General features: G+C 44.0%; 21 protein-coding genes. 7 read left to right on the top strand and 14 right to left on the bottom strand.

Annotated elements, in window-relative coordinates:
- Positions 1-2 precede the first annotated feature (2 nt).
- From uraH to xdhA, 5 genes are read right to left on the bottom strand one after another with little or no spacing between them, the layout of a single operon-like run.
- Positions 3-323: a hydroxyisourate hydrolase gene (uraH, locus tag AV939_RS07760; RefSeq protein ID WP_057792616.1), complete on the bottom strand. Its 321-nt coding sequence runs from the start codon at positions 321-323 to the stop codon at positions 3-5.
- Complete coding sequence (uraD, locus tag AV939_RS07755) at positions 323-841, bottom strand: 2-oxo-4-hydroxy-4-carboxy-5-ureidoimidazoline decarboxylase (RefSeq protein ID WP_057792614.1); 519 nt, start codon at positions 839-841, stop codon at positions 323-325. The genes uraH and uraD overlap by 1 nt, the downstream gene beginning before the upstream one ends.
- Positions 838-1,707 (bottom strand): xanthine dehydrogenase accessory protein XdhC, encoded by an 870-nt coding sequence (gene xdhC / locus AV939_RS07750; protein WP_057792612.1) that lies wholly within the window; start codon positions 1,705-1,707, stop codon positions 838-840. Before xdhC ends, uraD begins: the two co-directional genes overlap by 4 nt.
- Positions 1,704-4,067, bottom strand: a complete 2,364-nt coding sequence (gene xdhB, locus AV939_RS07745) for a xanthine dehydrogenase molybdopterin binding subunit (RefSeq protein ID WP_057792609.1) — start codon at positions 4,065-4,067, stop codon at positions 1,704-1,706. The genes xdhC and xdhB overlap by 4 nt, the downstream gene beginning before the upstream one ends.
- Complete coding sequence (gene xdhA / locus AV939_RS07740; RefSeq protein ID WP_057792608.1) at positions 4,060-5,535, bottom strand: xanthine dehydrogenase small subunit; 1,476 nt, start codon at positions 5,533-5,535, stop codon at positions 4,060-4,062. Before xdhA ends, xdhB begins: the two co-directional genes overlap by 8 nt.
- A 308-nt stretch (positions 5,536-5,843) precedes the next feature.
- Between xdhA and AV939_RS07735 the strand changes: the two genes are divergently transcribed.
- Genes AV939_RS07735 through AV939_RS07725 form a run of 3 tightly spaced genes read left to right on the top strand, consistent with a single transcriptional unit; the run spans position 5,844 to position 7,728 of the window.
- Positions 5,844-6,503, top strand: coding sequence for a TetR family transcriptional regulator C-terminal domain-containing protein (locus AV939_RS07735; RefSeq protein ID WP_057792606.1), 660 nt, complete (start codon positions 5,844-5,846; stop codon positions 6,501-6,503).
- Positions 6,493-7,419: an allantoinase PuuE gene (gene puuE, locus AV939_RS07730; RefSeq protein WP_057796222.1), complete on the top strand. Its 927-nt coding sequence runs from the start codon at positions 6,493-6,495 to the stop codon at positions 7,417-7,419. The genes AV939_RS07735 and puuE overlap by 11 nt, the downstream gene beginning before the upstream one ends.
- Positions 7,420-7,470: 51 nt before the next feature.
- On the top strand, positions 7,471-7,728 hold the full coding sequence (locus AV939_RS07725) for a hypothetical protein (RefSeq protein WP_061997487.1): 258 nt from the start codon (positions 7,471-7,473) through the stop codon (positions 7,726-7,728).
- Between the two features lie 105 nt (positions 7,729-7,833).
- Here AV939_RS07725 and AV939_RS07720 read toward each other — a convergent pair whose 3' ends face one another.
- A complete protein-coding gene (locus tag AV939_RS07720; RefSeq protein ID WP_061997486.1) occupies positions 7,834-9,165 on the bottom strand; it encodes an NCS2 family permease in 1,332 nt (443 codons plus the stop codon).
- 288 nt (positions 9,166-9,453) lie between these two features.
- On the opposite strand from AV939_RS07720, the gene AV939_RS07715 reads away from it, so the two are divergent.
- Positions 9,454-10,458, top strand: a complete 1,005-nt coding sequence (locus tag AV939_RS07715) for an adenosine deaminase (protein ID WP_061997485.1) — start codon at positions 9,454-9,456, stop codon at positions 10,456-10,458.
- 40 nt (positions 10,459-10,498) lie between these two features.
- Here AV939_RS07715 and AV939_RS07710 read toward each other — a convergent pair whose 3' ends face one another.
- Positions 10,499-10,849 carry an Hpt domain-containing protein gene (locus AV939_RS07710; RefSeq protein WP_061997484.1) on the bottom strand — a complete coding sequence of 117 codons (351 nt, stop codon included), beginning with the start codon at positions 10,847-10,849 and terminating at the stop codon, positions 10,499-10,501.
- Positions 10,850-11,196: 347 nt separating this feature from the next.
- On the opposite strand from AV939_RS07710, the gene AV939_RS07705 reads away from it, so the two are divergent.
- From AV939_RS07705 to AV939_RS07695, 3 genes are all read left to right on the top strand, one after another.
- On the top strand, positions 11,197-13,293 hold the full coding sequence (locus AV939_RS07705) for a GGDEF/EAL domain-containing response regulator (protein WP_061997483.1): 2,097 nt from the start codon (positions 11,197-11,199) through the stop codon (positions 13,291-13,293).
- Positions 13,294-13,429: 136 nt separating this feature from the next.
- The gene (locus AV939_RS07700; RefSeq protein ID WP_061997482.1) at positions 13,430-14,347 is read left to right on the top strand and encodes a GGDEF domain-containing response regulator; all 918 of its coding nucleotides are present in this window, start codon (positions 13,430-13,432) and stop codon (positions 14,345-14,347) included.
- Positions 14,348-14,491: 144 nt separating this feature from the next.
- On the top strand, positions 14,492-16,504 hold the full coding sequence (locus tag AV939_RS07695) for a hybrid sensor histidine kinase/response regulator (RefSeq protein WP_061997481.1): 2,013 nt from the start codon (positions 14,492-14,494) through the stop codon (positions 16,502-16,504).
- Positions 16,505-16,549: 45 nt separating this feature from the next.
- On the opposite strand, the gene AV939_RS07690 is transcribed toward AV939_RS07695, so the two are convergent.
- The 7 genes from AV939_RS07690 to AV939_RS07660 form a co-directional block, all read right to left on the bottom strand.
- A complete protein-coding gene (locus AV939_RS07690; RefSeq protein WP_061997480.1) occupies positions 16,550-17,632 on the bottom strand; it encodes a purine nucleoside permease in 1,083 nt (360 codons plus the stop codon).
- Between the two features lie 96 nt (positions 17,633-17,728).
- Positions 17,729-20,158: a TonB-dependent siderophore receptor gene (locus tag AV939_RS07685; RefSeq protein ID WP_061997479.1), complete on the bottom strand. Its 2,430-nt coding sequence runs from the start codon at positions 20,156-20,158 to the stop codon at positions 17,729-17,731.
- A gap of 258 nt (positions 20,159-20,416) precedes the next feature.
- On the bottom strand, positions 20,417-21,802 hold the full coding sequence (locus AV939_RS07680; RefSeq protein WP_061997478.1) for a uracil-xanthine permease family protein: 1,386 nt from the start codon (positions 21,800-21,802) through the stop codon (positions 20,417-20,419).
- 2 nt (positions 21,803-21,804) lie between these two features.
- The gene (locus AV939_RS07675) at positions 21,805-23,283 is read right to left on the bottom strand and encodes an adenosine deaminase family protein (RefSeq protein WP_061997477.1); all 1,479 of its coding nucleotides are present in this window, start codon (positions 23,281-23,283) and stop codon (positions 21,805-21,807) included.
- Positions 23,284-23,508: 225 nt separating this feature from the next.
- Positions 23,509-23,874: an AraC family ligand binding domain-containing protein gene (locus AV939_RS07670; RefSeq protein WP_013784606.1), complete on the bottom strand. Its 366-nt coding sequence runs from the start codon at positions 23,872-23,874 to the stop codon at positions 23,509-23,511.
- A gap of 75 nt (positions 23,875-23,949) precedes the next feature.
- A complete protein-coding gene (locus AV939_RS07665) occupies positions 23,950-25,182 on the bottom strand; it encodes an allantoate amidohydrolase (protein ID WP_061997476.1) in 1,233 nt (410 codons plus the stop codon).
- Positions 25,175-26,410 (bottom strand): pyridoxal-phosphate-dependent aminotransferase family protein, encoded by a 1,236-nt coding sequence (locus tag AV939_RS07660; protein ID WP_061997475.1) that lies wholly within the window; start codon positions 26,408-26,410, stop codon positions 25,175-25,177. Before AV939_RS07660 ends, AV939_RS07665 begins: the two co-directional genes overlap by 8 nt.
- Between the last annotated feature and the right edge of the window lie 4 nt (positions 26,411-26,414).

Genomic DNA, 26,414 nt, shown 5'->3' with positions numbered 1-26,414 from the left:
AATTAGCTGCCTCTGTAACTGCTGAAGCCAAAAGGAGAGATAAGTAAAGGCACATGGTAATGACCGCCATTACTCTCAAGTTCAAACGCAATATCTATATGCGGGTAAAAGCTCTTTCCATGGGTGGCAATTAAGTAGTCATGGCTATGAAAACGCAGTGTATACACACCCGCTTCGAATTTCTGACCCCATTGATTGAAACGTCCATCGTTATCGGTTTTACCGGTAAGTACGTCGCCATTAGGTAAGGTAAGGGTAAGTGCAATGCCTTCAACAGGTTTGCCCGATGTAGTGTCTAATACATGACTAGATAAGGTATTCATTAATGTTCGTCCTTGGCAGCTAACGCTTTGTCTATGCGTAACAGGGTAATTTTAATTTGTTCTTGGGCAGCGTTACGAATTTCTTCATCGGTGCTGTTTGGTAATCGTGCTTGCAAGGCGCTAAGCATTGCTTCAGCAGATAGCCCGGTGGCACAAATGATGAAAATAAAACCGTGCTTTTCAAGATACGCTTGATTGGCTTCTTTTAGCGTAAGCAGCGTAGCTTCTGATGCACCGGCAGTGCCTGATTGCTCGCCACTGGCTATGGTTTTCGTATTGGCAAACTTTTTACGTAACGAATCTACATCACCAATCATAGGATGAGCGGTGAATGCCTCTAAAAAGTCTTCGTTGCCACATTTTGACCATGCGGTTTTTGCATATTCTTTTACATCGTTGATGGTGCCAAAAGGGCGGCCGTTAACCATGCTGTAAATCCACGACTGTGCTGCGCAGGTTTGTTGAAACCAATCGGTAGCAGTGCTGGCCGAAAGAGTATTAAGTTCGTTTAAGGTCATACATTATGTTCCTTATTTTTAAATGTCGCGGCTTTAGTAACAGCAGTATCTTGATTATTGTCTTCACTGGCGTGTAAACGTTGAATAATTTGTGAAGCAATAGACACCGCCACTTCAATAGGACGCTTGCCGGGTATTGAAGTATCACCAATAGGGGTTGCTAATCGCGCTAGATCACTTTCATTAAAACCACGGTGTTCTAATTTAGTAATGAAACGCTTGGCTTTAGTTTGTGAACCAATAAGCCCCACAAAAGGCAACGCAGGGTATTTCAAGGCTTGCTCGGTAATGCGGTAATCGAGTTGATGGTCGTGGGTCAATATTACCAACCAGGTGTTCTCTTCAAGCCCACGCACTTCCGTTTCTGGTGCTTCTTCTACCACCTTTTTAACGTTTGCTGGCAGCGGGTGGCTGAACAAATCTTCACGGCTATCAATCCACGAAATGCGAAGGGGAAGTTGCGCCAAAATAGGAACCAGCGCTTTTGCCACATGCCCTGCGCCAAAAATTGCGATGTGCTGCGCATGGCGATTGCAGACTTCAAACAACACTTTAACCGCACCGCCACAGCATTGCCCTAGCTTACTGCTAAGGGGGTATGAACGTATTTCGGTACTCGCATTATTTTTACCCTGCTCGCCAACAGAACCAGTTCCAGTACTTAGCATCTCTCTAGCGGTTTTAATAGCGTCGAACTCTAAATGCCCGCCGCCAATCGTATCAATGCTTTGTGCATCGGTAACCACCATTTTGCTACCGGCTTCACGTGGAGTAGAGCCAGCAATACTAATAACCGTTACAATAACGTAAGGCGCACCGTCTTGCTGACACTGCGCTACTGCCTCATACCAGGTACTCGCTTTCATTGGTGTTCCTGTTGCGCGTTCTGCACATGTACGGCTTGTTGCAATTGCATTACTGCATTTAATACGCGTTCTGGTGTTGCTGGCGTATCTAATTGTGGATCTTGGCTGTAACCAGAAATACTTGAAATAGCATCTTTCAAAGCACACCATACCGAAATCGCTAACATGAACGGAGGCTCACCTACCGCTTTTGAATGGTAAATACTGTCTTCCGCGTTTTCTCTGCCAAAAAGTTTCACATCAAAATGCTTAGGAGTATCGCCAATAGCAGGAATTTTATACGTAGCCATGTTTTCACTGGTTAAGCGACCATCGTTATTCCAAACCAGTTCTTCTGTAGTCAACCAGCCCATGCCTTGAATGAAAGCACCTTCTATTTGGCCAATATCAATGGCGGGGTTCAAGCTATTACCCACATCGTGCAGAACGTCTACTTTATCAACCGAGTACTCACCACTTAGGGTATCAATAGACACTTCACTAACCGACACGCCATAAGAGAAGTAAAAAAACGGTCGGCCATCGCCAGTTTCACGATTGTAATGCAGTTTCGGCGTTTTATAGAATCCATTAGCTGATAAAGACACGCGGTCGAAATACGCCACCTGAACTAAATCGCTAAACGCTTTTTGATGTTCGCCTAATACAAGATTACCTGCAGTAAACTGGACCTTTTCGGCTTGCTCTGGCATACCTAGCTCGGTAGCAAAGCATAGCGCTAAGCGTTCCTTCAAGGTAATACAGGCATTTTGAACGGCTTTACCGTTTAGGTCTGTGCCGCTCGACGCCGCGGTTGGTGACGTGTTCGGTACTTTGTCGGTACGGGTGGCAGTCACTTCTATCATGTCCATCGACACACCGAATTCATTCGCCGCAATTTGGGCAATTTTGGTGTGTAAGCCTTGGCCCATTTCGGTGCCGCCATGATTCACTTGAATGCTACCGTCGGTATAAATGTGTACCAGCGCGCCCGCTTGGTTCAAGTGCTTTGCGGTAAAGGAAATACCAAACTTAACAGGCGTTAGCGCAAGGCCCTTTTTAATCACAGGGCTGTTGCGGTTAAACTCGGTAATCTCGTCCCTACGTGCCCAGTAGTCGGTGTCTTTTTCTAGTTTCGCTATCATTTCGGGCAGTAAGTTATGTTCTACTTCCATTCCATAAGGGGTAGTAGTGCCAGTTTCCGGCCCGTATAAATTTTGTTTACGTACGGTTAGCGGATCTACTTCTAGTTTGCGTGCCATGGCGTCCATCATAGCTTCTGCCATGATCATTCCTTGCGGGCCGCCAAAGCCACGGTAAGCCGTGTGCGATACCATGTTAGTTTGCAGGCGATGACCTACAATGTTGCTTGCACCTAAAAAGTAGCCGTTATCGGCATGAAACATAGCTCTGTCGACAATAGCGTCAGACAAGTCAGGCGAATGCCCACAATTGCCATTAATATCTACTTTTGTGGCAACAATTTTACCGTTTTCATTGAAGCCTACTTCGAAGCTGTTATCGAAAGGATGGCGTTTACCTGTTACGTGCATATCAGTACTGCGAGGTAAACGACACTTCACTGCACACTGATTGCGAGAAGCTAACAAAGATGCTAAACAAGCCCACTGAGCAGCTTGGGTTTCTTTACCACCAAACCCGCCACCCATGCGGCGCATATCTACCATCACATGATGCAGCTTAATATTGAGCACTTCGGCCACTAGTTTTTGCACTTCACTAGGATGTTGGCTTGAGGTATACACCTTCATGCGTCCATCTTCGTCAGGAATAGCTAGCGACACTTGCCCTTCAAGATACATATGCTCTTGGCCGCCAATAGAAAGGTTTCCTTTACAGCGTAAAGGTGCAGCGGCAAGTTGGGTATCTGCATCACCTTGGCCGAACCTATGAGTAGGGCGCACAAAACGTTCATGTTTGTGTGCTTCTTCGGTGGTAAATACCGCTGCCGTAGGAATAACCTTAATGTTACCTTTTAATGCCGCTTTACGGGCTAAATGTACCGATGTAGCAAGTACAGCAAAATAAGGCTGACCGTAAAATTTCACTTCGCCATTAGCAAGGAGCGGATCGCCTTCAAAAACCGGCCCAATGTCTTTATGGCCAGGCACATCATCGATGGTGATAACATCTACCACACCTTCGCTTGCGCGTACGGCAGATAAATCCATAGATTCAATAATACCTGCCGCGCACTGGCTTGTGCCTATTGCGGCGTAAAGCGTGCCTTGCGGCTCTACCAAATCGTCAATATATTTCGCACTACCAGAAACCTGCCTTGCAGCGCTCTCATGCTTTACCGACGTATGAACAACCTGAGTTGAGGCTGAGTCTTTTGCGCTATCGATAAGTTTACGCATGTTGCACCACCCGAGTTTCAATTTTATTGCTTGCATGGCTGCTTGTAGCACTGCCAGTTTGGCTAGCGTTTTGATGCTCTAGCCAGAACCGATGCCATAAATTAGCCAGTACAGTTTTACGATATTCTGCGCTAGCTCTCACATCATCAATTGGTGAAAACGCTTCGCTTAAAATTTGCTTACCAATATTTAAGCATTCGCTACTTGCCCATTGTTTACCACTTAATGCGCTATTCAGTGCTTCGCAGCTAGCAGGGGTTGCGGCAACACCGCCAAACCCTGTGCTAACATCTTCCACTTTGCCTTCATTCAAGGTTACTTTGAACACGGCACACACGGCAGAAATATCATCTTCCATACGTTTTGAAATTTTGTACGCGGCCACTAACTCATTTGCTGTTAGGTAAGGAATTTCAATGGCAGATAACCATTCGCCTTTTTGTAGGGCCGTTTGGCGATAGCCGGTAAAAAAAGCGTTTACAGGAACAGTGCGCGTTTGTGTTCCGTTATCTATATGTAATACCGCGTTCAGGGCTAGCAGTACCGGCGGCATATCGCCAATAGGTGAAGCGTTAGCTACATTACCACCCAAAGTGGCTTGGTTGCGTATTGGCAACGAAGCAAAGCGAGTGATTAATTCTGCCAATTGTGGGAAATGCCCTAGCAAAGGTTGCGTCAAATCGCTAAGTGGTGTGGCTGCACCAAAGGTGATCGAATGCTCATCTGTAGTGCATCCATTTAGTGATTTTACGCCACTTAAACTAATTAGCGTGCTCACGTCTTTCAATTGTTGAGTAAACATCAAGCTTAAATCGGTGCTGCCTGCTACCAAGAGCGCATCTGGGTGCTGAGCGATAGCACTGGCCAACGCAGCGCGAGAATCTGGAACGAGTAAATTATTGGTGCCAAGTACTGACGTTCCAGCTAGTTGCTTTAACGAACTTAGCGTTGATGATTCGTTACGCGCGAAGGTGTCATCAGGCGTGTTCCCACACACAGATAATGCTGCATCAATAATAGGGCGATAGCCGGTACAGCGGCATAAGTTGCCCGATAGCGCATGTAACACATCATCTCGATTTGGCGTGCCATCTTGATGATATAAAGCAAACATAGACATAATAAACCCTGGCGTACAGAAGCCGCACTGAGAACCATGAAAGTCTATAAGTGCTTGTTGTACAGGGTGTAATGTATTGTCTTGAGTTAAATGTTCTACGGCAATGAGTTGTTTGCCATGTACAGCCGACATCAAGGTGATACAACTGTTTACCGTACGGTAATGCAACCCATCGAACTGTTGGGTAGGCTCGGCAATCACTACGGTACATGCACCGCAATCGCCTGCAGCACAGCCTTCTTTAGTACCGGTAAGTTTTCTGTGCTCGCGTAAGAACTGGAGTAACGTCAGGTCAGCCCGGGTATCGTCCAATTCAACGAGTTGTTGATTAATAAGAAAGCGAATCATACCCGCACCTCATCACTATTTTCATTGATATATCCATTAATATAGCGGTATTCTTGATAGAAAAGTAGACCATTTGGTCAAATAATTGCTTTAAAAAAAAGGCTTCCCTGAGAATAGCCCCTGATCTGGTAAGCAAAACTGCATACTTGTCGGTGTAATACAGGCAAGAATCGTGCAAGGTTGAATATAGAGAACACAAAGTTAAGTAGAGGTAACGTATAGTGTTTACGTTTTCTGTTTTATTCTAAAACCGTGATAACGTAATACAAACGGATGCCAGATGTGTAGTGAAGGATAAAAAAATAGCGATGACCAAATTAAGAGACACGGACGCAGGCGTAGGCGCCACAAATAAAAGAAACATACTGCAAGCTGCTGAAAAATGTTTCGCCCAGTTCGGCTTTAAAGGTACGGCGGTTCAAAAAATTGCAGATGAAGCGAACCTGCCTAAAACCAATGTGCTTTATTATTTTAAAACGAAGCAAGAATTGTATGTGGCAGTGTTAGAAGAAACATTGTCGTTGTGGAATTCCCATTTCGACAGAGCCACTGTAGATGACGATCCTGCTGAAGTGTTAGCGGCGTACATTACAGAAAAAATGGAAGTATCTCGCACCCATCCCCAAGCTTCTAAAATATTTGCGATGGAAATTATTAACGGTGCGCAGAACTTAACCGGTTACTTTGATGAAGAACATGCCAAATGGATGGAAGGGCGCTTAGCGCTTATCGACCAGTGGATTAAAGTAGGCAAACTCCCTCAGCTTGATGGCGAATACTTACTTTACACCATTTGGGCCAGTACCCAGCATTATGCAGACTTCTCTGCTCAAATTACCCGTCTTCGTGGTCGTAAAATGATTAAGGCCGATTTTGAAACGGCCACACGCCAGTTAATTCAATTGGTGCTAGGAGGTTGCAACCTGCCAGTGCCAAGTCGTTATATTGAGAATGTTGATGTCGAATAATTCCCATACTTACCCTCGCGATCTTATTGGTTACGGGGCTGATGTACCTAAAGCAAACTGGCCGAACGGCGCTAAAATTGCCCTCCAGTTTGTATTGAATTATGAAGAAGGTGGTGAAAACTGCGTGCTTCATGGTGATGAGCACTCTGAAACCTTTTTGTCTGAAATTATTGGTGCACAAGCATTTAATGACAGACATCTTAGTATGGAGTCTATTTACGAATACGGGAGTCGAGCAGGGTTCTGGCGACTTCATCGTTTACTCACCAGCTACAATATTCCGGTAACGGTGTTTGGTGTCACTATGGCCATGCAGCGTCATCCAGATGCCGTACAAGCCATGTTAGATGCCAAATGGGAAATTGCTAGTCACGCCATGCGTTGGGTCCACTATCAAGATATGGATGAAGAGACTGAACGCAAAGAAATAGATGACGCTATCATTTTGCATGAGCAGCTTACTGGCAAGAAGCCGGTTGGCTGGTATACGGGGCGTACCAGCCCTAACACACTCAAATTAATAGCTGAGCGTGATGACATACTTTACTGCGCCGACTCTTATGCCGATGATTTACCCTATTTTGATAATCATTACAGCAAACCTCTTTTAATGGTGCCCTACACGCTAGATACCAATGATATGCGCTTTGCTGCGCCACAAGGTTTTAATAGTGGCGAGCAATTCTTTCAATATCTAAAAGACGCGTTTGATGTGTTGTACGACGAGGGCAGTGAAGCGCCTAAAATGCTATCAATAGGCATGCATTGCCGTATTTTAGGGCGCCCGGCCAGAATGGCAGCATTAAAACGTTTTATAGAATACGTGCAATCTCACGACAAAGTGTGGCTTGCTACCCGTGAAGACATTGCGCGCCATTGGCTAGCCGAACATCCTTTAGTTGAAAAATCCCAGTAAAGTGTAAAGCTATAAGAAGCAAGCTACGCTATATAAACTGGAGAAATAAAAATGAAAGTAAAAATTGCCTTATGTTTATTAACAGCGCTCGTGTTAACGGGCTGTTCGAAGCTAAATAAAGAAAACTACGACAAACTAAAAATGGGTATGTCTCAAGATGAAGTATCATCGGTGATAGGGGCTGCAGATAATTGCGCAAAAACCATGGGCGCAGTGTCGTGCGTTTGGGGTAACGAAGAAGCAAAGCACGTAAAGATAGTGTTTATGGGCGATAAAGCCGTTACTTTTAATTACGATGGTTTAGAGTAGGATTAGCAAGACCAATCCAAATAGCCTAAATCTGTTAAGTAAAACAAAAAACGGTGAAGATTATCTTCACCGTTTTTTTATATGCTAAGCATAGGGCTGTGTTTACTATTTTAGGTCAAATATATAGCGCAGTATAAACACACCTGCCAATGCGTAGGTTAACCCGCTTACTTCTCTGAATTTCCCGGTTCCCATCTTAATACCCACATAGGTAATAAAGCCAAGGGCAATACCTTCACTAATACTAAATGTGAGTGGCATAGCTATTAGCGCAACTGTTGCGGTAGCCAGCGCGCCTAAATCGTCGAAATCTATCTGACGTATGGCTTCCATCATTAATATGCCCACCATAATTAGAGCAGGGGTTGTTGCCATCAACGGAATAACTTTCATTAATGGCGTTAGGAACAATGCGAGCACGAAGCACAGCGCAACGACCACCGCGGTTAATCCTGTCCGGCCTCCAGCTGAAGCCCCAGTAGCAGACTCTACATAGCTGGTGACCGGTGATGTACCAATAAATGCACCTACCACACTGGCAGAAGCATCTGCAGTCATAGCAGGGCCAATCTTAGGTAATTTCCCGTTCTTATCTAGCAGGTTCGCACGGCGAGAAACCCCAATTAAGGTGCCGATGGTGTCGAACATATTCACGAACATAAGCGCAAATATTAGGTCCCATGTTTCAGCGATATGATCAATAGGGTACCAAAAGTCCATTGCCATAAAGGTGTTTGATATAGGTTCTGGTAAGCCAATAATGGCTTCAGGGGTTGCGGTTAACATGCCGTTTTCTGTGGGCACAAACGCACCAATTACGGTAAGCAATACGATAGAAATAAGAATACCGCCGGTCACCTTTTTTACTACCATTACAATGGTAAAAATGATGCCTAGTAAAGCCAGCATCACTGCAGGGTTAGATAAATCACCAAGGCTCACGAAAGTAGCTGGGTTATCTACAATTAGCCCAGCATTTTTAAGGCCGATAAAGGCAATGAATAATCCTATGCCGCATTGCACACCAATTTTCAGTGCAGGGGGAATAGATTCGGCTACTTTTGTCCTAACCCCAGTTAGGGAAAGAAGCAAAAATAAAATACCGTTCCAAAACACAATTCCTAGGGCTGCTTCCCAAGGAATTTCTCTCGACAAACAAATAGTAAAAGCAAAAAATGCGTTCAACCCCATACCAGGCGCAAGCGCAATGGGATAGTTAGTCATAAACGCCATCAGCAAAGTACCCAAACAGGCAGCTAACGCGGTTACCGTGATTAATCCTTCGATAGGCATGCCACTTAAACCAAGGATCCCTGGGTTTACCACTAAGATATATGACATGGCGGCGAAAGTAGTTAGCCCCGCTACCACTTCTGTTTTTATTGTGGTTCCATGCGCCTGAAGCTTAAACAGGCGCTCTAATACGTTATTGGACATGTAGATTTCTCTATGCGTTGAGTCATTTATCATTATTTGATGTTGCATGAAGCAAAAACTTGACCACTTAGTCAGTTTGTTGGTGCGTTTTGTGCTACGGTAATCATAGCCAGAATACGCAAAGTCAGTGGTACGCCAGTGAAATTAACTAATAAAGGTTTTAAAAACCGTGTATTTCACATCGGAAGCGTTATAACAACGCCTGACTAAATCAACGCTAGAAAAGAAGTTGCGCACTAATTAAGATCAAAATGCATCAAAATGGTGCGCTTCTAACTGTGAGGGGCCATGTCGCTATCAACAATAATTCAAAAACTCCCGAAGGCTGAACTGCACTTACATATAGAAGGCAGCCTAACACCTGAGCTTATGTGGCACCTGGCAAGTAAACATAGTATCACGTTGCCATATAAAAGCATTGAAGAGATAGCTGCCGCCTATCAATTTACTAACTTGCAAAGCTTCCTTGATATATATTACGCCGGTGCGGGCGTGCTCATTGATGAAGATGATTTTTACGCGTTAATGTGGGCGTATTTCACCCGATGTCATGAAGACAATGTCGTTCACACCGAAATCATGTTTGACCCACAAACCCATACCGCAAGAGGTATAGGATTTGATGTATTCATGCCCGGTTTTTTGCGGGCTATGAAAGATGCACAAAGGCAGTATGGTATTTCTAGTTACTTAATTATGTCTTTCTTAAGGCATTTACCAGAAAGCGACGCCTTCGCTACGCTTGAAGCTGCCAAGCCTTATTACAGTGTAATAGATGCGGTTGGCTTAGACAGTTCTGAATTGGGTCACCCACCGTCTAAATTCGAACGGGTGTTTCAAGAAGCGCGAGCGTTGGGCTTTAAAATAGTCGCCCATGCCGGTGAAGAAGGACCCCCAGAATACATTTGGGAAGCACTAGACTTGCTTAACGTAGACCGGATTGACCATGGCGTACGGTGCCAAGAAGACAATAAATTGATGGCTTATATTAAGGCCAATCAAATTCCTTTAACCGTGTGTCCATTAAGTAATTTGAAGTTGTGTGTGGTAGATGACTTAGCCAAACACAATATATTATCGCTTCTTGATGAGGGCTTGATGGTTACGGTGAATTCAGACGACCCAACGTATTTTGGTGGGTTTTTAAATGATAATTATAAAGCCTTGTGTGATGCGCTACCTGTAACAGAAGCACACGTGAAGCAACTGGCTATTAATAGTTTCGAGGCGAGTTTTTTACCGGATGACATTAAGCAACAACACATTGATCACATACATGCTTTAACAAGCTAAGCTGATATGCCGCTCATTGTATCTTAGCTTGTTATAGCATTTATGCGTGGGCGGCAACCATTTCAGATTTAGTGGCATCAATCACTTCTGCTAACCCGTTAACCTGTACTTCAATTTCATCCCAATTATCGGATGCAGATAATATTTCAATAGATGAAGCTTTGTGACGCAACAGTTCGGCACCCACATCTCCTGATACACCTTTAATAGCGTGGCTAATAAAGCGGACTTCTTCTTGCTCTTTATTTGAAAGCGCAGTGGTAAGCGTTAAATATTTTTCATCGATTTGCTCAACAAACATTTTAACAACGCGTTTCAATAGCGCATGGTTTCCCGCTAAGCGTTGCAAAGCTTTTTCACGTTGCCATAACGACGTACTATCAAAATTCATAACGATATCTTCGCCTTATAAACTATGTGAAAAGTGCAAGTAGGTAGCCTACTCGCAAAACTTTATATTAAATAAACTTAATTGTGAACCCAATTACAGGAAGGTTTCGCCTGTTTATTTAAAGTTACATTTAAATTTTGCTTTAACTTAATGTGGTGTTTATCGTATGGCATTTTTTACGGCGTCGACTTGCCAGTAAAACCGTGCGCAGAAAATCTGCATTCAAGTTACTAACAATATAAGTGTAGCTGAATATATACTAAAGGCTAATAACGAAAAAGATGGGGAGGTCGATACTTGATATAGAAAAGAGTTTATAGAAAAAGTTAATAGGAAAAACGACAGCTATGGATATGCGCGCACAAAAAGTGCTTATTGTTGATGACGAACCCGTCAATATCGTCATTTTAGAGTCAGCGGTAAGCAGTTTAGCGAACGTAATTAGTACCAGCGACAGTGTAGAAGCCCTTCATCTTATCGAAATACACAAACCCGACTTAATTATTCTTGATATTAGTATGCCCAAGCGCTCAGGTTTCGACATCTGCAGAGCGGTGAAGGCAGATTTAGGTTTACGAGAAACACCGATACTTTTCGTTACATCGTTTACCGACAGTGAAAATGAGCGAAAAGCACTCGCATTGGGTGCTATCGACTTCATTGCTAAACCCATTGACATCGAAATTTGCAGGATGCGGGTAAAGAATCACCTTTTAATTCAACGTCAAAAATCACAGTTAGCTATTTACAACGAAAGAATTCTTGAAGAAAAAGAGCAGCTAAATATTACGCTTAATGCTATTGCTGATGGGGTTATCGCCACAGATGCAGAAGGTATTGTAACGTTTATTAACCCGGTTGCTCAGCGCTTAACGGGCTTTAATGAATTTGAAGCATGCGGGCGCATGGTTGATGACATCATGGAGTTACGAGACGACACTACGAATGCAGTAATGATTAATCCTGCGTTATACACCATGAAGGTTAAGCGACCTGTTGCAATGGCGTTTAACGTAAAGTTAGTGAGCAAGCAAGGTGAAGAGTGCAGGGTAGAAGATACGGCATCTCCAATTTTGGATACGCAAGGCAATGTTAGAGGGGCCGTTGTGGTGTTTCAAGACGTGTCTGAATCGGTGGCAATGGCCGTTCAAATGACCCACGTCACTAACCACGACCAACTTACTGGCTTACCTAATCGCGTGCTTTTGCACGACAGAATTGTTCAGTCTATTAATCGCACCGATAAAGCGCAGCATAGTGTCGCCTTGTTACTCATAGACATTGATAATTTTAAATATTTAAACGATGCGCTTGGGCACAAAGTCGGCGATTCCATTATATTATCTATCTCGAAGCGCCTTGAACAAGCATGCGGAGCATCAGCAACACTAGCAAGGGTGGGCGGGGATGAGTTTGCATGTTTGTTGACCCATGTAGGTAGTGGTTTAAGTGCCGACGGGGTGGCAATGAGTTGCTTGCAAAGTGCAAGAGAGCCCATTCATATTGATGGTCGGCATCACCAATTAAGTTTGAGTATTGGCATAAGTTTGTATCCTCAAGATGCTTCTAGCGCAGAAGAAATGATGCGTCATTCAGACACCGCCATGTATCGCGCAAAAGCCACAGGTAAAGACAAGTTCAGCTTCTTCTCAAAAGATCTCCAACTGGCCATGCGCAGGCGGGTTGAAACCGAAGTAAAGCTTCGCACAGCGCTTGATAGCAATGGCTTGGCGGTATTTTTCCAGCCTAAATACGATTTAAATTTAAACAAGGTCGTTGGCGCGGAAAGCCTTGTGAGACTCATCGACGAGGATGGCAATATAACCTCACCGGATGAATTTATTCCATTGTCTGAAGAAACGGGGTTAATTCATCGGCTAGGTAAGCAAGTTTTGGTAAAAAGCTGTGAGTTTATTGCTAAGTGTGTTGAAGCAAATAAACCGCTCGTGATTGCGGTTAATGTTTCTGCCCAGCAAATAGCGAACCCTTGCTTTGCTAAAGACGTTGAGGAAGTTATTATTTCGACCGGAATCGACCCAAGTCTGTTAGAGTTAGAGGTAACCGAATCTGCATTAATGGACGATTTTGACCAAACGCGAAAAATGTTACTAGCGCTTTCCTCGTTAGGGCTTTCACTAGCGTTAGATGACTTTGGCACTGGCTATTCAAGTTTATCTTACTTACGCCAGTTTCCTTTAAACGTACTTAAAATTGACCGCTCTTTTGTAAAGGATATGGATCACGAACCCCAGGCGCTTGATATTGTTACAGCTATCGTTCGCCTCGCCAATTGTCTTAACATGACTTTGGTGGCTGAGGGGCTTGAAACCGAATTGCAGTTTCACACGCTGAGGCAGTTAGGCTGTGAATATGGCCAAGGTTACTACATGTGTAAACCTATATCAGAAGATGAATTTACCTCACGATTTTTAAATCAAAAATAGCTAACTATTTAATAGCAAATTTAAAAACCTGAAAAGATGGAAGTTTCTCATTTTTAGTTTAATATTTATTAAGGGATGCTGTAGAATCACATTTCTATGATTTACCCTTCAATCTCAAGATAGTCCTGTTAAATTTATGCAGTTAGAACTAAAACCATACTCGGCATGCAAAGTATTAGTGGTCGATGACGAGCCTATTAGCAGACTGCTTTTAACCTCAATACTCGAGCCTTTCGTTGCTTGCATTTCTGCTTCAAGCGGCGAAGAGGCAATTGGCCAATGTGTTATGCACAAGCCCGATCTCATTCTGTTAGATATGAACATGCCTGATGTCGATGGACTTACGGTTTGTCGTACCTTAAAAGACAATGCTGATACCGCTCACATACCGGTTGTTTTTGTTACTTCCACTATTGATGTTGAAACTGAAAATATGTGTTGGGAAGTGGGTGCCTCCGATTTTGTGTTAAAGCCAGTTACTGCCTCTACACTCGTGCACCGTATAAAAAACCACTTACAAGGTAAGCTACGCACAGAGCTGCTTGAAAAAATGACCTTTCACGATCAGTTAACAGGTCTATACAACCGACTGTACTTAAGTAATGAAATTCCATTATTAGTAAAGCAAGTTGCTCGCGACCATGGCACCCTAGGTGTCATCATGATTGATATCGATTTTTTTAAACTCTACAACGATAACTATGGCCATCTTCAAGGTGATATCTGCCTTCAACAAGTGTCAGGGCTTATTGCTGAACATGCTCGACGCCCTAAAGATGCTGCCATTCGATTTGGTGGTGAAGAGTTTATGTTGGTATTACCTTATACCGATGTGAATGGGGTTAAGAAAATTGCAGAAGACATTGTGGCTGCAATAAGAAGTGAAAGCATAACGCATTATGCCGGTAAAGGTGGAATGCTAAGCCTTAGCGCGGGCTATGCTGTCAGACCTGCCGTTGAATTACAGGACACAGGCGTATCTTCACTTATCGAATCTGCTGATATCTTTCTCTTTGAAGCCAAAGAATCTGGGCGTAATCGCGCAATAGGTTAAACCGCTTCTCCCTTAGAATAATAGCCTATTGTTTAATTTTTTTTATTTGCAACAACCATTATTATTGCCGTAATGGAGCAGTTTAAAAACTGTAGTAGCTCCTCTCTCCCTTAGAGGGCTTCTTGATTTTAATGGCGGTTTGCTATGTCTCAACAATTCGATAGTAAAGAGCAGTATCCTATTTCCGTTTCTTCAACGGTACTTAACTTTGAAAAAGTGCTTAAGTCTGGTTGCGACATTTTATCCATGCAGCAAGGTATACTCTTGCACGTTACGTGTGAACATATCGATGTTATTGCTAAAGCAGATGCCTCTCTAGCTCCCCATCAATTACTATTGCCCCCTTTTCCTGTTGATATAGCTTCTCTTCCTTCCAGCCAGTTAGAAAGCTGCGCTGAGGTTAAACTGTGGGCGAAACAAAACTTATTGGCAAAAGACTTCATTATTGGCCGCGTTCACCGTGTTGGTAACTATCACGTTGTGTTAATACTGGTAAACAGTATGGAAGATATAGAATCTTCTTACGATAAAGGGAAGTCATCCTTACTTGATAATTGGTTAGAAAGCGTTTTACAAAAAGAACGTGGTGCTGACGATAATTCTATAAAGCATGCTGAGTTGTTTGCAAAGCTGCAGTCCGTGGCAAACATAGGTGTGTGGGAAGTTGATATTGTCGAGAATGCACTTTTTTGGTCTTCTCAAACCCGTGTTATTCATGAAGTGCCTCAAAGTTATACGCCAGAACTTGGTTCAGCCATCGAGTTTTATAAAGAGGGCACAGATCGCGATGAAATCACAAGGTTGGTTAACCATGCGAAAGAAACAGGCGAGCCATGGTGTGCTACTTTGCAGATAATTACCGCAAAGGGAAACCCAGTATGGGTAGAAAACCACGGTATGGTTGAAATGTTTCAAGGCCAATGTGTTCGGCTTTTCGGTACGTTTCAAAATGTTGATAAATCGGTAAAGCTTCGCTTAGAGCTAGAGGCTAGACAAAAAGATGCAGAAGCGGCATTGAAAGAACGGGGTCACTTGTTATCTCGTATCAGCCATGAACTGAGAACGCCGCTTAATGGTATTACGGGCATGCTACAGGCGATAAAGTTCGAGCAGCGTGTAAATATTCGCGAGCGTAAAACTGATTTAGCGCTTAAGAGCGCCGACCGTTTATTGTCGCTTATAGACGATGTTTTAGACTACACCGAAATTTCCAGTGGTGAACTTGTACTGAAGAAAAATGACTTCTGCGTACGGGCAATGGCAGAAGAGTTGATAGATGTATTTAAACCCTTGTGCAAAGAAAAAGGCCTTCGGTTATTCGCGGTACTGTCGTTTCCTGAGGATACCTATATAAATGGTGATGCCAATCGAATAGGGCAGATCATTTCCAAACTATTGCACAACGCCATTAAATTTACTTCACGAGGGCACGTTTCCATACAACTAACGCTAAGAGAAGCGTTTAATGTGCCTAACTTGCTTATTTCCATAGAAGACACTGGTGAGGGAATGGATGAGGCAACTAAAACATCGTTATTTACGCCTTTCATACAAGGGCAAAAGCAGTCGGCCATTAAAGGCAGTGGAACAGGTTTAGGGCTTTCTATCGTAAAACAGTTAGTTGAGAAAATGGATGGCGAGATAGAGCTTCGTTCTGAAATGCATGTAGGCACTAGCTTTGATATTGTCCTCCCTGTTACCCTAACTGATGTTAAACAAGGCCTGCTTGAACACGACGATGCCTTATCATCAAGTTTACTTACTATCCCATTGTCTATTCTGGTGGTGGATGACAACGATATTAACCGTATTGTGCTTGCTTCCATGTTGGAAAAATACAATTTCATTGCAGATGAAGCTGAAGATGGTGAAGTGGCAATACAAAAAACTAGAGAGAAAGACTACGATCTTATTTTCATGGATTGTGCCATGCCAGTGCTCGATGGGGTGTCAGCCACTAAAATCATACTTGAAGAGGGGTTGATGCACAGCCAAGGTAATATTGTAGCAGTAACGGCCAATACGTCAGAAGAAGACAGAAAAGCGTGTAAAGAGGCGGGGATGTCAGCGTTCTTGTGTAAACCTGTCGATCAACGCAATGTCACCTTAGAGCTTAAGAAAGCCTTGTTGAGTAAGTCACTAGAAATACATCAGTGACAGCGGAAGCCCGCTGTCACAAGTTGGCGAATATTTGCAGTTTTACTATTTCTTAGCCGGTATGTCAGTTTTCACCGTATCCCAGTTTGTCATAATTTCCTCAATAACTACCGAACCTACAGCATAAGCCGCTTCTACTGCTGACTGAAGTGCTGCGTAGCCTTCCCCTGAGCTTTCCAGCTCTAAGTTTTTAGCTGCTGTTAACCCAGCTGGCTGCATGGTGAAGTTACTTGCGGTACGTAGAATTAGCACACGGTTTTTATCTACTAATTTAGCATTATCTAAATAAGTCAGGGCTTGTAGGGTGGCAGAGTCTTCCATGCCTGAAGTAACAAAGTTACCTTTGCTTTGCGTCCAGTATTCCACCCAATCGTTTGCCCAGTCATTGAGTAGTTTGCCATGCCAAAACGTCGATGCCGACAGATGTGAGCCTGTCATAATAGTTGGGGCGCCAAGAGCTTTAGGGTATCCAGTGTAGGTAGCACGTAACTTATCCATAGCGGGAGTATTAGGTAGTGCCGTATCTTTAGTAAGATTAAACGCCCAATCTCTTAAACTTGCATTTAAAATATAGACTTCACCGTTAGGCGCTTCTTCGGGGTTTACTGACGCTGCGTTAGCATAAGGTGAATGAGTGAAAAGCGGGAAGTAACCGGTTTTCCAATCGCTTGGAATTTCACGTGCGTCAATCTGATGGGCTAGATCGCCGTCAACCACATAGTCAGTCCATACAGCAGAGCCAATAGTGCCATCGGCAGGATCCATGCCTGCAATACCGGCTACAAGCCAGTAAGCATGAGTTAAATCGAATCTTGGGTCTAACCCAAGCGCCATTATAGCGGCAGAGGCACGAGCGATACCCATACCCGTTACAATGCCCAATACACCGGTTTCTTCGTTAACAAAAATATCATGGTGAGCATGGGGCAAGGCATAGCGGGTTGACAGCTTTTGGCCTTTTTTCCAAAGTTGGAACTCACCGGGTTTATCACCTTCGTCTTCACCAATTTCAAACATGGCAACCACAACGGCTTTAATCTCAATAGGGGGAGTATCGGTTGTTTCAGCGCAGTGCCCAGCAGAAGCGAAAAAAGAAAGGGCGAGAATAGCATTAGCAAAATAGCGCATTAATAATTGTCCTCTTAGGTATAAAAAAAGGTAAATCTACGGGGGTAGATTTACCTTTACAACGTTATGTATTACAACAACATATATTACAGTAGCTTAGAACTTATAAGCGAACTTAGCGCTCCAATGACGTGGTAATTCAGGCAATACCACCTGGCTACCGAACAAGTCAGGGAAGTTAGCGCGGAAATAACGCTCGTCTGTTAAGTTTTTGACCGTGAAGTTTACAGTCCAGTCTTCAGCTTGGTAAGAAACACCCGCGTTTACAAGTGTGTACGCTGGAAGCATTACTGAAGCAGAGAAACCTGACGCTACTTCTTCAACGTCAACTACACTTACGTTAGCCGCATAACCGTTTTGGAAGTCGTAAGTGGCCGTTACGGTGTACACGTTTTCAGGAATACCCGCTTTACGTGCATCAGTGTTAGCAAAGCCTTCACCAATTAAGTTCAAGCCAATTACGTTACCACCGAATACCAATGAAGGATCGGTTAGGCTAGATAAATCTTCAGCGCCTAAGAAACCAAACTGGTTTCCATTTTCACGTGCAGTAAGATTGATAACCTTAATGTTAGTGTAGCCCGCAGACATAACTAAGTTTTCGTTCACAACCCAGCGAAGTTCAAACTCAGTGCCTTTGTTGTTTGTGGTGTTGTTAGTTACGGTGTTCTGACTGCTAAAGTCAGTTCTTTCCATTTCGAACGATGAAAGTGCAAAGTAAAGCGTGTCATCTAACAGTGAACCTTTCACACCAAATTCAAATAGGTCAGAAGTATCAAACGCACCGTCTTCAAGTTGGCCTACACCAATCTCAGCACCTTGACCAGCAATAATGGTCGCTTGTTCAGCGGCTGTGATGTAAGGAATTAAGCCAAATGGTAGTTCATAAGAAATACTGGCATTCCAAGACCAACCACCCACAGTATCCTCTGCATAGACAGGTGTACCTTCATTACCTTCAATGCGAGCGCCTGGCAACAACAGATCTTGACGTGAGGTGGTTTCAATATCAATGGTGTCATAACGTGCACCAAGAACAAGGTTCAAGCCCCAATCCCAAGTCAGGTCGGTCATTACACCAATACCTAAATCAAGGTAATTACCTTCATCGTAGTTATCGAAGTTTGTACCAGAGCGGGTAGAAAGCAAACGTCTGTCTAATGCTGAAGAAGCCATGGTTAAATCACGACGGTTAAAGTACTCGTACGTAAAGTCATCACCGTGTAAGAAGTCGGTATAACGAATTGACGGAGAAACTTGAAGTTGTGCTAGCAAGCTATCGTTTTCGTACTCTGTAGCGAAAACAATTTTGTCTTCAATAACCCAGCTATCATGGAACTGAGAGAAACCATACGCATTTTCATTGATGTTATCGTATGAATCGTAGAAGAACTGGTTACGAATTTCCCAGTTGTCTGCGTAATAGATGGTATCGAAGTAGAACGTAATAGCTTCGTTACCAAGTTGGTCATCTGGTGCAACCAATACTTGGCTGCCGCTTAATGTGGTAGTACCAACATTTTCTAGTGCCATTAAAGCAGTGGCTTCATCATCGGTAAATGATGCACCAGGCACGTAGAAGAAGCTGTTACCCGCAATGTTTACTGCACCATACTCTTCATGACTAATTGAACCGTCGCCATCTGTATCTAGCGGCTGCGCAGTACCGGTAATGTATGTACCGTCATCAATAAGGTCTTGTGTTAAGCGGTTCCAACCAGCAACTTGGTTGCCGTCGTAGTCGTGGTACATACCACCAAATTCAACACGAAGGTTGTCGGTAATATCAACGTTGAAAGCGGCTTGTAGAATAGTTTGGTCAGTTTGCGTATTTTCGTAGTAGCTATCTGAGTTTTCAACTTCACCGTACAGGTAATAACCTACGGTTTTGTCGCCAACTTGTGCTGGACCACCAACCTCTGCAGTTAACACGCTCTTATCCCACGACCCCGTAGTATAAGAAATTTGACCTTCAGGCTTCTCTAAATATTGACCAGAAGAAGCACGGGCAGATTTAGGGTTAAAGTTTAAGTAACCACCAATTTTAGACGGGCCGTAAATTGGAGACGCTGGGCCCCGAACAATATCAATCCGGCTTGACGCACCAATAGGTGTAGGGTAGTTACCTGGGTTATCTAGGCGTTTAACGCCACGGAAATAGGTTTCACCAGGTGTACCACGTACATCAAGTGAGCCTGCAACACCAAAGAATGACTGAGTGAAGGTACCAGGTGCAAATGCTACTAGTTCATCAATATCTGAAACGTTGAAACGTTCCATTTGTTCTTGAGAAATAGTTGATGCAGAACGTGGCGTTTCAAGAATTGATTTCCCAAAACCAAAAACTGATTCAACATCTTGACCAGGCAAACTGCCCAACGACCCTGTTACTTCAATTTTTTCAACGTCGGCGTCTTTCGGCGCAGATTCAGCCTCTTGTGCAAGTGCAATTGAAGGTACTGACAACGTCAGACCGAATGCTAGCGCGCGGGCTAATGGGTTTAGCTTGAATGTAGTGTTAATCATGGTTTCCTCTATTTTTTAGTAGCCTTTTAATAAGGCTTTATATACTTTTTATTTTTCTGTCTGGGTAAAAGCACAATGAGTGCCAGCTTCTTGTCCAGTTGGTCAGGAAATTAAATAAAATTAAATTTATGATTTTATTGAACTTTTTTGGAATGGTGAAAAAAGCTAATGTTATTTTATTGTGAAGTGGCACAATGCTGGTGGTTCTCTGCACCAGCATTGTGATATTTAACGTGAACGTTGCACCAATTTTGCCCTTTACACTTCACCCTGCGTCTTTGATGCCGGTTCTGATGTGTTGTCAGATGCTTTATGCGGTGCTTGGGGAAGAGTGAGATCTAAAATGATTGCGGTAAGACCCGCAGAGGTAACGGGTGAAAGTAAAACGTTTTCCAACCACGTAGGAAGCTGTGACAACGCACTAGGCACCATCATTACACCAATACTCATACCCAGAGCACACGCGGTAATTAAGCTACTTCTTCTATCTAACGCGTAGCTGGCAAGCAGCTTTAAGCCACCGACAGCCACCATGGCAAACATGACCAATGTTGCCCCACCTAACACCGGCTTAGGGATAGCTTGTAGCACACCGCCTACCACAGGGAATAGGCCAACAAAAACAAACATGCCTGCCACAAAGAAACCCACTTTTCTACTCGCAATTCCGGTAAGCTGAATAACCCCATTATTTTGGCCAAAGGTGGTATTGGGAAACGTATTAAAGGCGCCAGCAATCATAGAATTAAGCCCATCGCCTAAAATGCCCCCTTTAATACGAGACAAGTAAACGGGGCCAGACACAGGCTCTTTGCAAAACAGACTGTTCGCGGTTAAATCGCCCGCGGTTTCAATTGCGGTAAATAAGTAGATAAGTGCGATAGGTAAAAACAAGGTGATGTCGAAGCTAATACCAAACTTAAAGGGCTGTGGAACCGCAATAGCGGGTAGGGCAGTTAAGTGGGAAAAGTCTAATCCCTTAGTTATCCACACATAAGCGGTGCCCAAAGTCATACCGACAAAAATAGCCGATAGCCGTACCCAATGATTATTCGACGCGTTTAAAAATACAATAATCAGTAAAACGCTTACTCCTAGCCCTAAATTATCTAAGCTCGCAAAAGATTCAGCATTAAACCCACCGGCTAAATCTGTCATTCCTACGTTAATCAGTGATAAGCCAATGGCAGTAATAACGATGCCAGTAGTCAGAGGCGTGATAATGCGCTTAAGTTGAGTAACAAATAAACTAAATACCACCTCAACCAAGGCGCCCGCTAATGTTAGGCCAAAAAGAAGAGATAAAATATCTTCGCTACTGCCACCTTCATTTTTTACTTTCATGCCAGCCAAAAGTAACGCACTAATAAACGCAAAGCTGGTGCCTTGAATGGCCACCAAGCCACTGCCTACAGGCCCGATTTTCTTAGTTTGAATAAAGGTGCCGACTCCACTGACAAAAAGCGCCATACAAATAAGATAAGCCGTATGCTCTGTAAGTCCTAAAGTGGCTGAGATAATTAGCGTTGGTGTTATAACTCCAATAAAGCTAGCAAGCATATGCTGAAACGCGGCGGTTAGGCACGCTACCGCATTAGGTTTATCGTGCAGGCTATAGAGTAAATCTTGATGTTTTTCTTGCATGATTAATCCTTATCGCCGCTGCACAGTTCGTGTTCAAACTTACAGATGAATGCACGAAATGCAGGGGTTTGGGTAGGCACCGTATCTGATGCAACCTGGGTTTCAAATTCAGCTACCTGTTGATGATATAAAGCAAGTTGCTGTGTTTTTATATCCGGTTGTAAAAAGCTGTACTGCAAACTGTTGGTGCCTAAGGTGAGTACTTCTTCCCAACTTAAATTGAATTCGGTTACCGCAACATAAAACTCATCGGTTAATGTGGAGTCGAACATGCCTCTGTCATCAGTAGATAGCGCGGTAGGAATACCCGTTCGCAAATATTCTGGGAAGGGGTGAGTGTCGTAGCTAGGAACGTATTCCAGTAGTAGGTTTGAAATCAGGTTAATTTCTATAAGGTAGTGGCTGTTTCTCATTAGCAGCAAGGTATCTGGGTCGAATATGGTATTTAACCCGTGCCCAATTCGTTCTGCGCCGAGCAATAGAGTGTCACGCACATTTGAATCGGCAGTTTCTGACTCACCAGCGTGAAAGGCCAACAAAATTTTAGGGTATTTAGCACGAAGCTTGCGAAGGGTTGATGCAAAACGCTTTGGCTGCCCGCTCATGTCATCTTCTCTGCCTACCAAATTAATGCCCACATATATTTCTCTGTGGCTATCAACAAAGTCATAAATCCATTCCAATTGGGCTTCAGCGTCGGGTAAAAAGCGCACTAAAGCATACTGAAAACGAACGGTTACACCGGTTGCTATCGCTTCTTCGCTACCGAGTACATGGGTATAAATTGCCAGTGCTTCATCAGGGGTATAAGGGCTGCCATCCGGTTTTTTTGCATAACGTACATTTACTTGGGTTTCTAAGTATTGCAGGTTTTCTGCTTGATAGGCCTGCATGTTAAGAAGCAGTATTTTCGATACTAACGTGGGGTTAGCGGTTAACTCATTTAGGCGCTGCCAATGTGTGGAAAAGAATTCTTCTCGCCCTTCCGATGGCGTATGCAGGCGAATGCTATCCATAAAACCACGTTTTTGATTTTCATTAAGTAAACCTAATTCGATGTAATTTTGCTGAATACATTGGGGCAACGTAGCCCAGGTTGTTTTGCTAATGGTATGAAAACGTAATGCGCTTAGCTTATCTGAATGGCATGAGCTGTTACTGTTACTCACCTGGGTATAATAGGTATAACCACCATTTTTTGTAGGATCTGCGCCGAGTTCATACCACCATTCGCTAAACCCTGAACCCGACAAGTGGTGATGTAAATCAGCTCCTTTTGGCATAGCTTGTAAAAATTGATACATCTGGCGCGGCGTGGCGGTTTTTTTGAAATCTTCAAACCACAACGGCATAGAAAATGAAGAATTAGAAGTAGAAGAATCAGTTACCACACTTGATGCGGCAACGCTTTTATAAGCAAAACTGGTAAGAGAAATAAATACAACAAGATAGAAAGGTAAAAAGGTAAGTCGCAAACGCATGAGTACTACAGCAGTATTAAAATTATAATGCGGGTGGACTGCAAGAAGCTGACCAGTTAGTCTATGGTCAATAAGAAGGGTAACTTAATGATTAGCCGCTATTTTTAGTTAAAATAAACGCGGGAAGAATAAAGGTTTAAGTGTAACTCGCACCAAGATGGTGCTTTAAAACGAAAAGCGCGCCAATATGACGCGCTCAAATTAACAGCAAGGCGATGAAAGCGATTAAAATTCAACACCTTCATCTAGCGTAACAAAGATAGAATGACGCACTTCGTTGTACATGGCCTTAGAGCAGTGACCTTCACCTTCAGTATCTTCTAGCAAGATAACATCACCAGAACCAAACACATGGCGTTCGCCGTTAGAAACCGTAAACTCTGCGCGACCTTTTAAGATAAACAAGAGTTGGCGTGCTGGCGCAGGGTGCCACTTAAAGTCGTAGTCTGCGGGGGTTTCTCTAAAGATGATTTTGTCGGCCCCGAACTTTTCTGACAACAGACCTATAGGCCCGCCATCCTTCAGTGGAATATCGATTTCACCAAAGTGGCTCTTGCCTTCATCATCGTTATATATCCTTGCTATCTTCATCTTACTAATACCTGTTTCTTATCATTTAACGAATAATGCTTAAACGTGAACCTTGCGTGGGCAGGAAGCTAACCGTTAGTACTTTAACGTGCGAAGACTGTGGTGCATTACCGCTAAGCTAGCGGCAACATCGTCTGTGGTGATAGACTCAGCCGGATGGTGACTAATACCACCCTTACAGCGTGTGAATAGCATAGCAACAGGGCATATTTCAGCCATTGCCATTGCATCATGCCCTGCACCCGAGGCCAGTACTTTGGGTACTATCCCAGCTTCAGTTACACCTTTAAGCAATGTATTTTGGAGCGCACTATCACAGTGAACCGCTGGCGCACTGTGCGTTTGCTCTATTTTCAATTCCACATTGCGTAGTACGGCAATGTCGTTGATTTTTTGCAAAATCTCTGCCAATGCGGCATCTCTCAACGGGTCTTCTTCGCTGCGAATATCTAAAGAGAACTGGCATCGGCCTGAAATAACATTAACGCCATTGGGCGCGTTCTCAATTTTACCCACGGTAGCCACTACACCAGGGCGTTGCTGGCTAATAGACTCTACCGCTAAAATCATTTCGGCGCTGGCACACAAAGCATCGTGGCGCATCGACATAGGCACTGTGCCCGCGTGTCCTGCCATACCGGTAACGGTTAATGAAAAACGTTTCGCACCGGCAATAGCATTTACCACACCAACTGGTAAGTTTTCTTGCTCCAACACTGGGCCTTGCTCAATATGCAGTTCTAAGTAACCCAGTAAGTCGGTTTGTGCAATGGTGGCGCTGTTTATGGCATCAAAATCCAGCCCAAAGTTCTTCATCGCATCTTCTAGCGAAATGCCATCTTCGTCTTTTAGCCTGCGCCATTCGTCTTGCCATTTGCCCGTTAACGCACGGCTACCTAATAGCGTAGTGCCAAAGCGTGTGCCTTCTTCATCACAAAAGCCAACAATATCGATATGAAAAGGAAACTGTCGCCCTTCGCCGCTGAACATCGCCATTAGCGTAACAGGTGCTACCACACCTAGCATGCCGTCGTATTTTCCGCCATTTGGTACAGTGTCTAAATGACTGCCAATAATTAAGCGAGGCGCGTTAGGCACGGCTGATGTATAGCGCCCCCAAATATTACCTACGCTGTCTTGCCATGTGGTCATTCCGGCTTCTATCATCCAACCCGAGGTAAGTTGATTGGCCAGTTTGTGTTGTTCGGTTAAATAGCGCCTGTCTAAGCAGGTAGGGTTTTGGCTTAGCGAACCTAGTGCTTCACAGCGCGCCATCACTAGCGCGGCTGCATCAGAAAACTCAGACATTCATGGCTCCCGAGTACACAGCAAGTGCGGCGTCTACGCCAGCGCCAGCCGGTAACGACACACCTTGCTTGCGTAATACGGTTTCTAGCGACTGAAGGGTGTGCAACACTGCATCTTGGCGCGCGTTGTAACCCATAGTGCCTATACGCCAAATCTTGCCTTTAAGGGGGCCAAAGCTGGTGCCAATTTCAATATTGAAACGAAGCAGTAAATCTTCACGCACTTGCTCGCCGTGCACGCCATCAGGAATAACCACACCCACTACATTGCTCATTTTGTTAGCAAGGTCGCCAAATGGCGTAAGCCCTAAAGCTTGCACGCCTGCTAGCATGGCATCGCCTGCCACCTTATGGCGAGCAATAACGTTTTGTTGGCCTTCCTCAAGATGCAAAATGGCGCATTCGCGGGCGCAATAAAGCATGGTTGCGGCTTCGGTGTGGTGATTTAAGCGTTCATCACCCCAGTAATCCATGATCATACCCAGGTCGAAGTAGTTAGAACGAATTTTCGGACCACGGGCACTTTCATGATGTGCATCGCGAATACCAGCTTCTACATGATGACGAGTACGCACTACATCTACGAACTTTTGGCTCATGGTAATAGGCGCACTGCCTGAAGGGCCGCCTAAACATTTCTGCAAACCTACTGAAACTGCATCTAGCTTCCATTTGTCTACTTCTAACGGGTTGCCACCTACCGATGCAGTTGCATCGCAGTAGAACAGCACGTCGTTGGCTTCACAGATGGCACCAAGGTCTTCAAGCGGTTGAAACATGGTGGTAGACGTATCACCTTGTACTATGGCTAATAGCTTAGGCTGAATTTTCTTAATGGCCGCTTCAATTTGCTCAGGCTTAAATACTTCACCCCAAGGCACTTCAATAGTGTGAACTTCTGCATCGGCGCGCTCTGCAATTTCAGCAAGTAGGTGACCAAAACGCCCGAAGATAGGCACAAGTACCTTATCACCCGGCTCGATAGCCGACACTAACACCGCTTCAATACCCGCGCGCGACGTACCATCAATTAACATGGTTTGTTGGTTGTCGGTGTTAAATAATGTGCGGTAAAGCGCCATGGTTTCGTTCATGTAGCCTGTCATTACTGGGTCGTATTGGCCAACCAGTTGTGTAGACATGGCAGATAATACACGCGGATAGCAGTTAATAGGGCCTGGGCCCATTAAAAGGCGTGGTGGAGGTGTTAAGGGTGCAAAACCAGTCATAATA

This window comes from Alteromonas sp. Mac1, assembly GCF_001562125.1.
Lineage (GTDB): Bacteria > Pseudomonadota > Gammaproteobacteria > Enterobacterales > Alteromonadaceae > Alteromonas > Alteromonas stellipolaris.
This window is presented reverse-complemented; position numbering and strand designations above follow the sequence as displayed.

Coding starts and splice junctions, on each gene's coding strand:
- uraH (WP_057792616.1), bottom strand. CDS start 323: ATGAATACCTTATCTAGTCATGTATTAGACACTACATCGGGCAAACCT.
- uraD (WP_057792614.1), bottom strand. CDS start 841: ATGACCTTAAACGAACTTAATACTCTTTCGGCCAGCACTGCTACCGAT.
- xdhC (WP_057792612.1), bottom strand. CDS start 1,707: ATGAAAGCGAGTACCTGGTATGAGGCAGTAGCGCAGTGTCAGCAAGAC.
- xdhB (WP_057792609.1), bottom strand. CDS start 4,067: ATGCGTAAACTTATCGATAGCGCAAAAGACTCAGCCTCAACTCAGGTT.
- xdhA (WP_057792608.1), bottom strand. CDS start 5,535: ATGATTCGCTTTCTTATTAATCAACAACTCGTTGAATTGGACGATACC.
- AV939_RS07735 (WP_057792606.1), top strand. CDS start 5,844: ATGACCAAATTAAGAGACACGGACGCAGGCGTAGGCGCCACAAATAAA.
- puuE (WP_057796222.1), top strand. CDS start 6,493: ATGTCGAATAATTCCCATACTTACCCTCGCGATCTTATTGGTTACGGG.
- AV939_RS07725 (WP_061997487.1), top strand. CDS start 7,471: ATGAAAGTAAAAATTGCCTTATGTTTATTAACAGCGCTCGTGTTAACG.
- AV939_RS07720 (WP_061997486.1), bottom strand. CDS start 9,165: ATGTCCAATAACGTATTAGAGCGCCTGTTTAAGCTTCAGGCGCATGGA.
- AV939_RS07715 (WP_061997485.1), top strand. CDS start 9,454: ATGTCGCTATCAACAATAATTCAAAAACTCCCGAAGGCTGAACTGCAC.
- AV939_RS07710 (WP_061997484.1), bottom strand. CDS start 10,849: ATGAATTTTGATAGTACGTCGTTATGGCAACGTGAAAAAGCTTTGCAA.
- AV939_RS07705 (WP_061997483.1), top strand. CDS start 11,197: ATGGATATGCGCGCACAAAAAGTGCTTATTGTTGATGACGAACCCGTC.
- AV939_RS07700 (WP_061997482.1), top strand. CDS start 13,430: ATGCAGTTAGAACTAAAACCATACTCGGCATGCAAAGTATTAGTGGTC.
- AV939_RS07695 (WP_061997481.1), top strand. CDS start 14,492: ATGTCTCAACAATTCGATAGTAAAGAGCAGTATCCTATTTCCGTTTCT.
- AV939_RS07690 (WP_061997480.1), bottom strand. CDS start 17,632: ATGCGCTATTTTGCTAATGCTATTCTCGCCCTTTCTTTTTTCGCTTCT.
- AV939_RS07685 (WP_061997479.1), bottom strand. CDS start 20,158: ATGATTAACACTACATTCAAGCTAAACCCATTAGCCCGCGCGCTAGCA.
- AV939_RS07680 (WP_061997478.1), bottom strand. CDS start 21,802: ATGCAAGAAAAACATCAAGATTTACTCTATAGCCTGCACGATAAACCT.
- AV939_RS07675 (WP_061997477.1), bottom strand. CDS start 23,283: ATGCGTTTGCGACTTACCTTTTTACCTTTCTATCTTGTTGTATTTATT.
- AV939_RS07670 (WP_013784606.1), bottom strand. CDS start 23,874: ATGAAGATAGCAAGGATATATAACGATGATGAAGGCAAGAGCCACTTT.
- AV939_RS07665 (WP_061997476.1), bottom strand. CDS start 25,182: ATGTCTGAGTTTTCTGATGCAGCCGCGCTAGTGATGGCGCGCTGTGAA.
- AV939_RS07660 (WP_061997475.1), bottom strand. CDS start 26,410: ATGACTGGTTTTGCACCCTTAACACCTCCACCACGCCTTTTAATGGGC.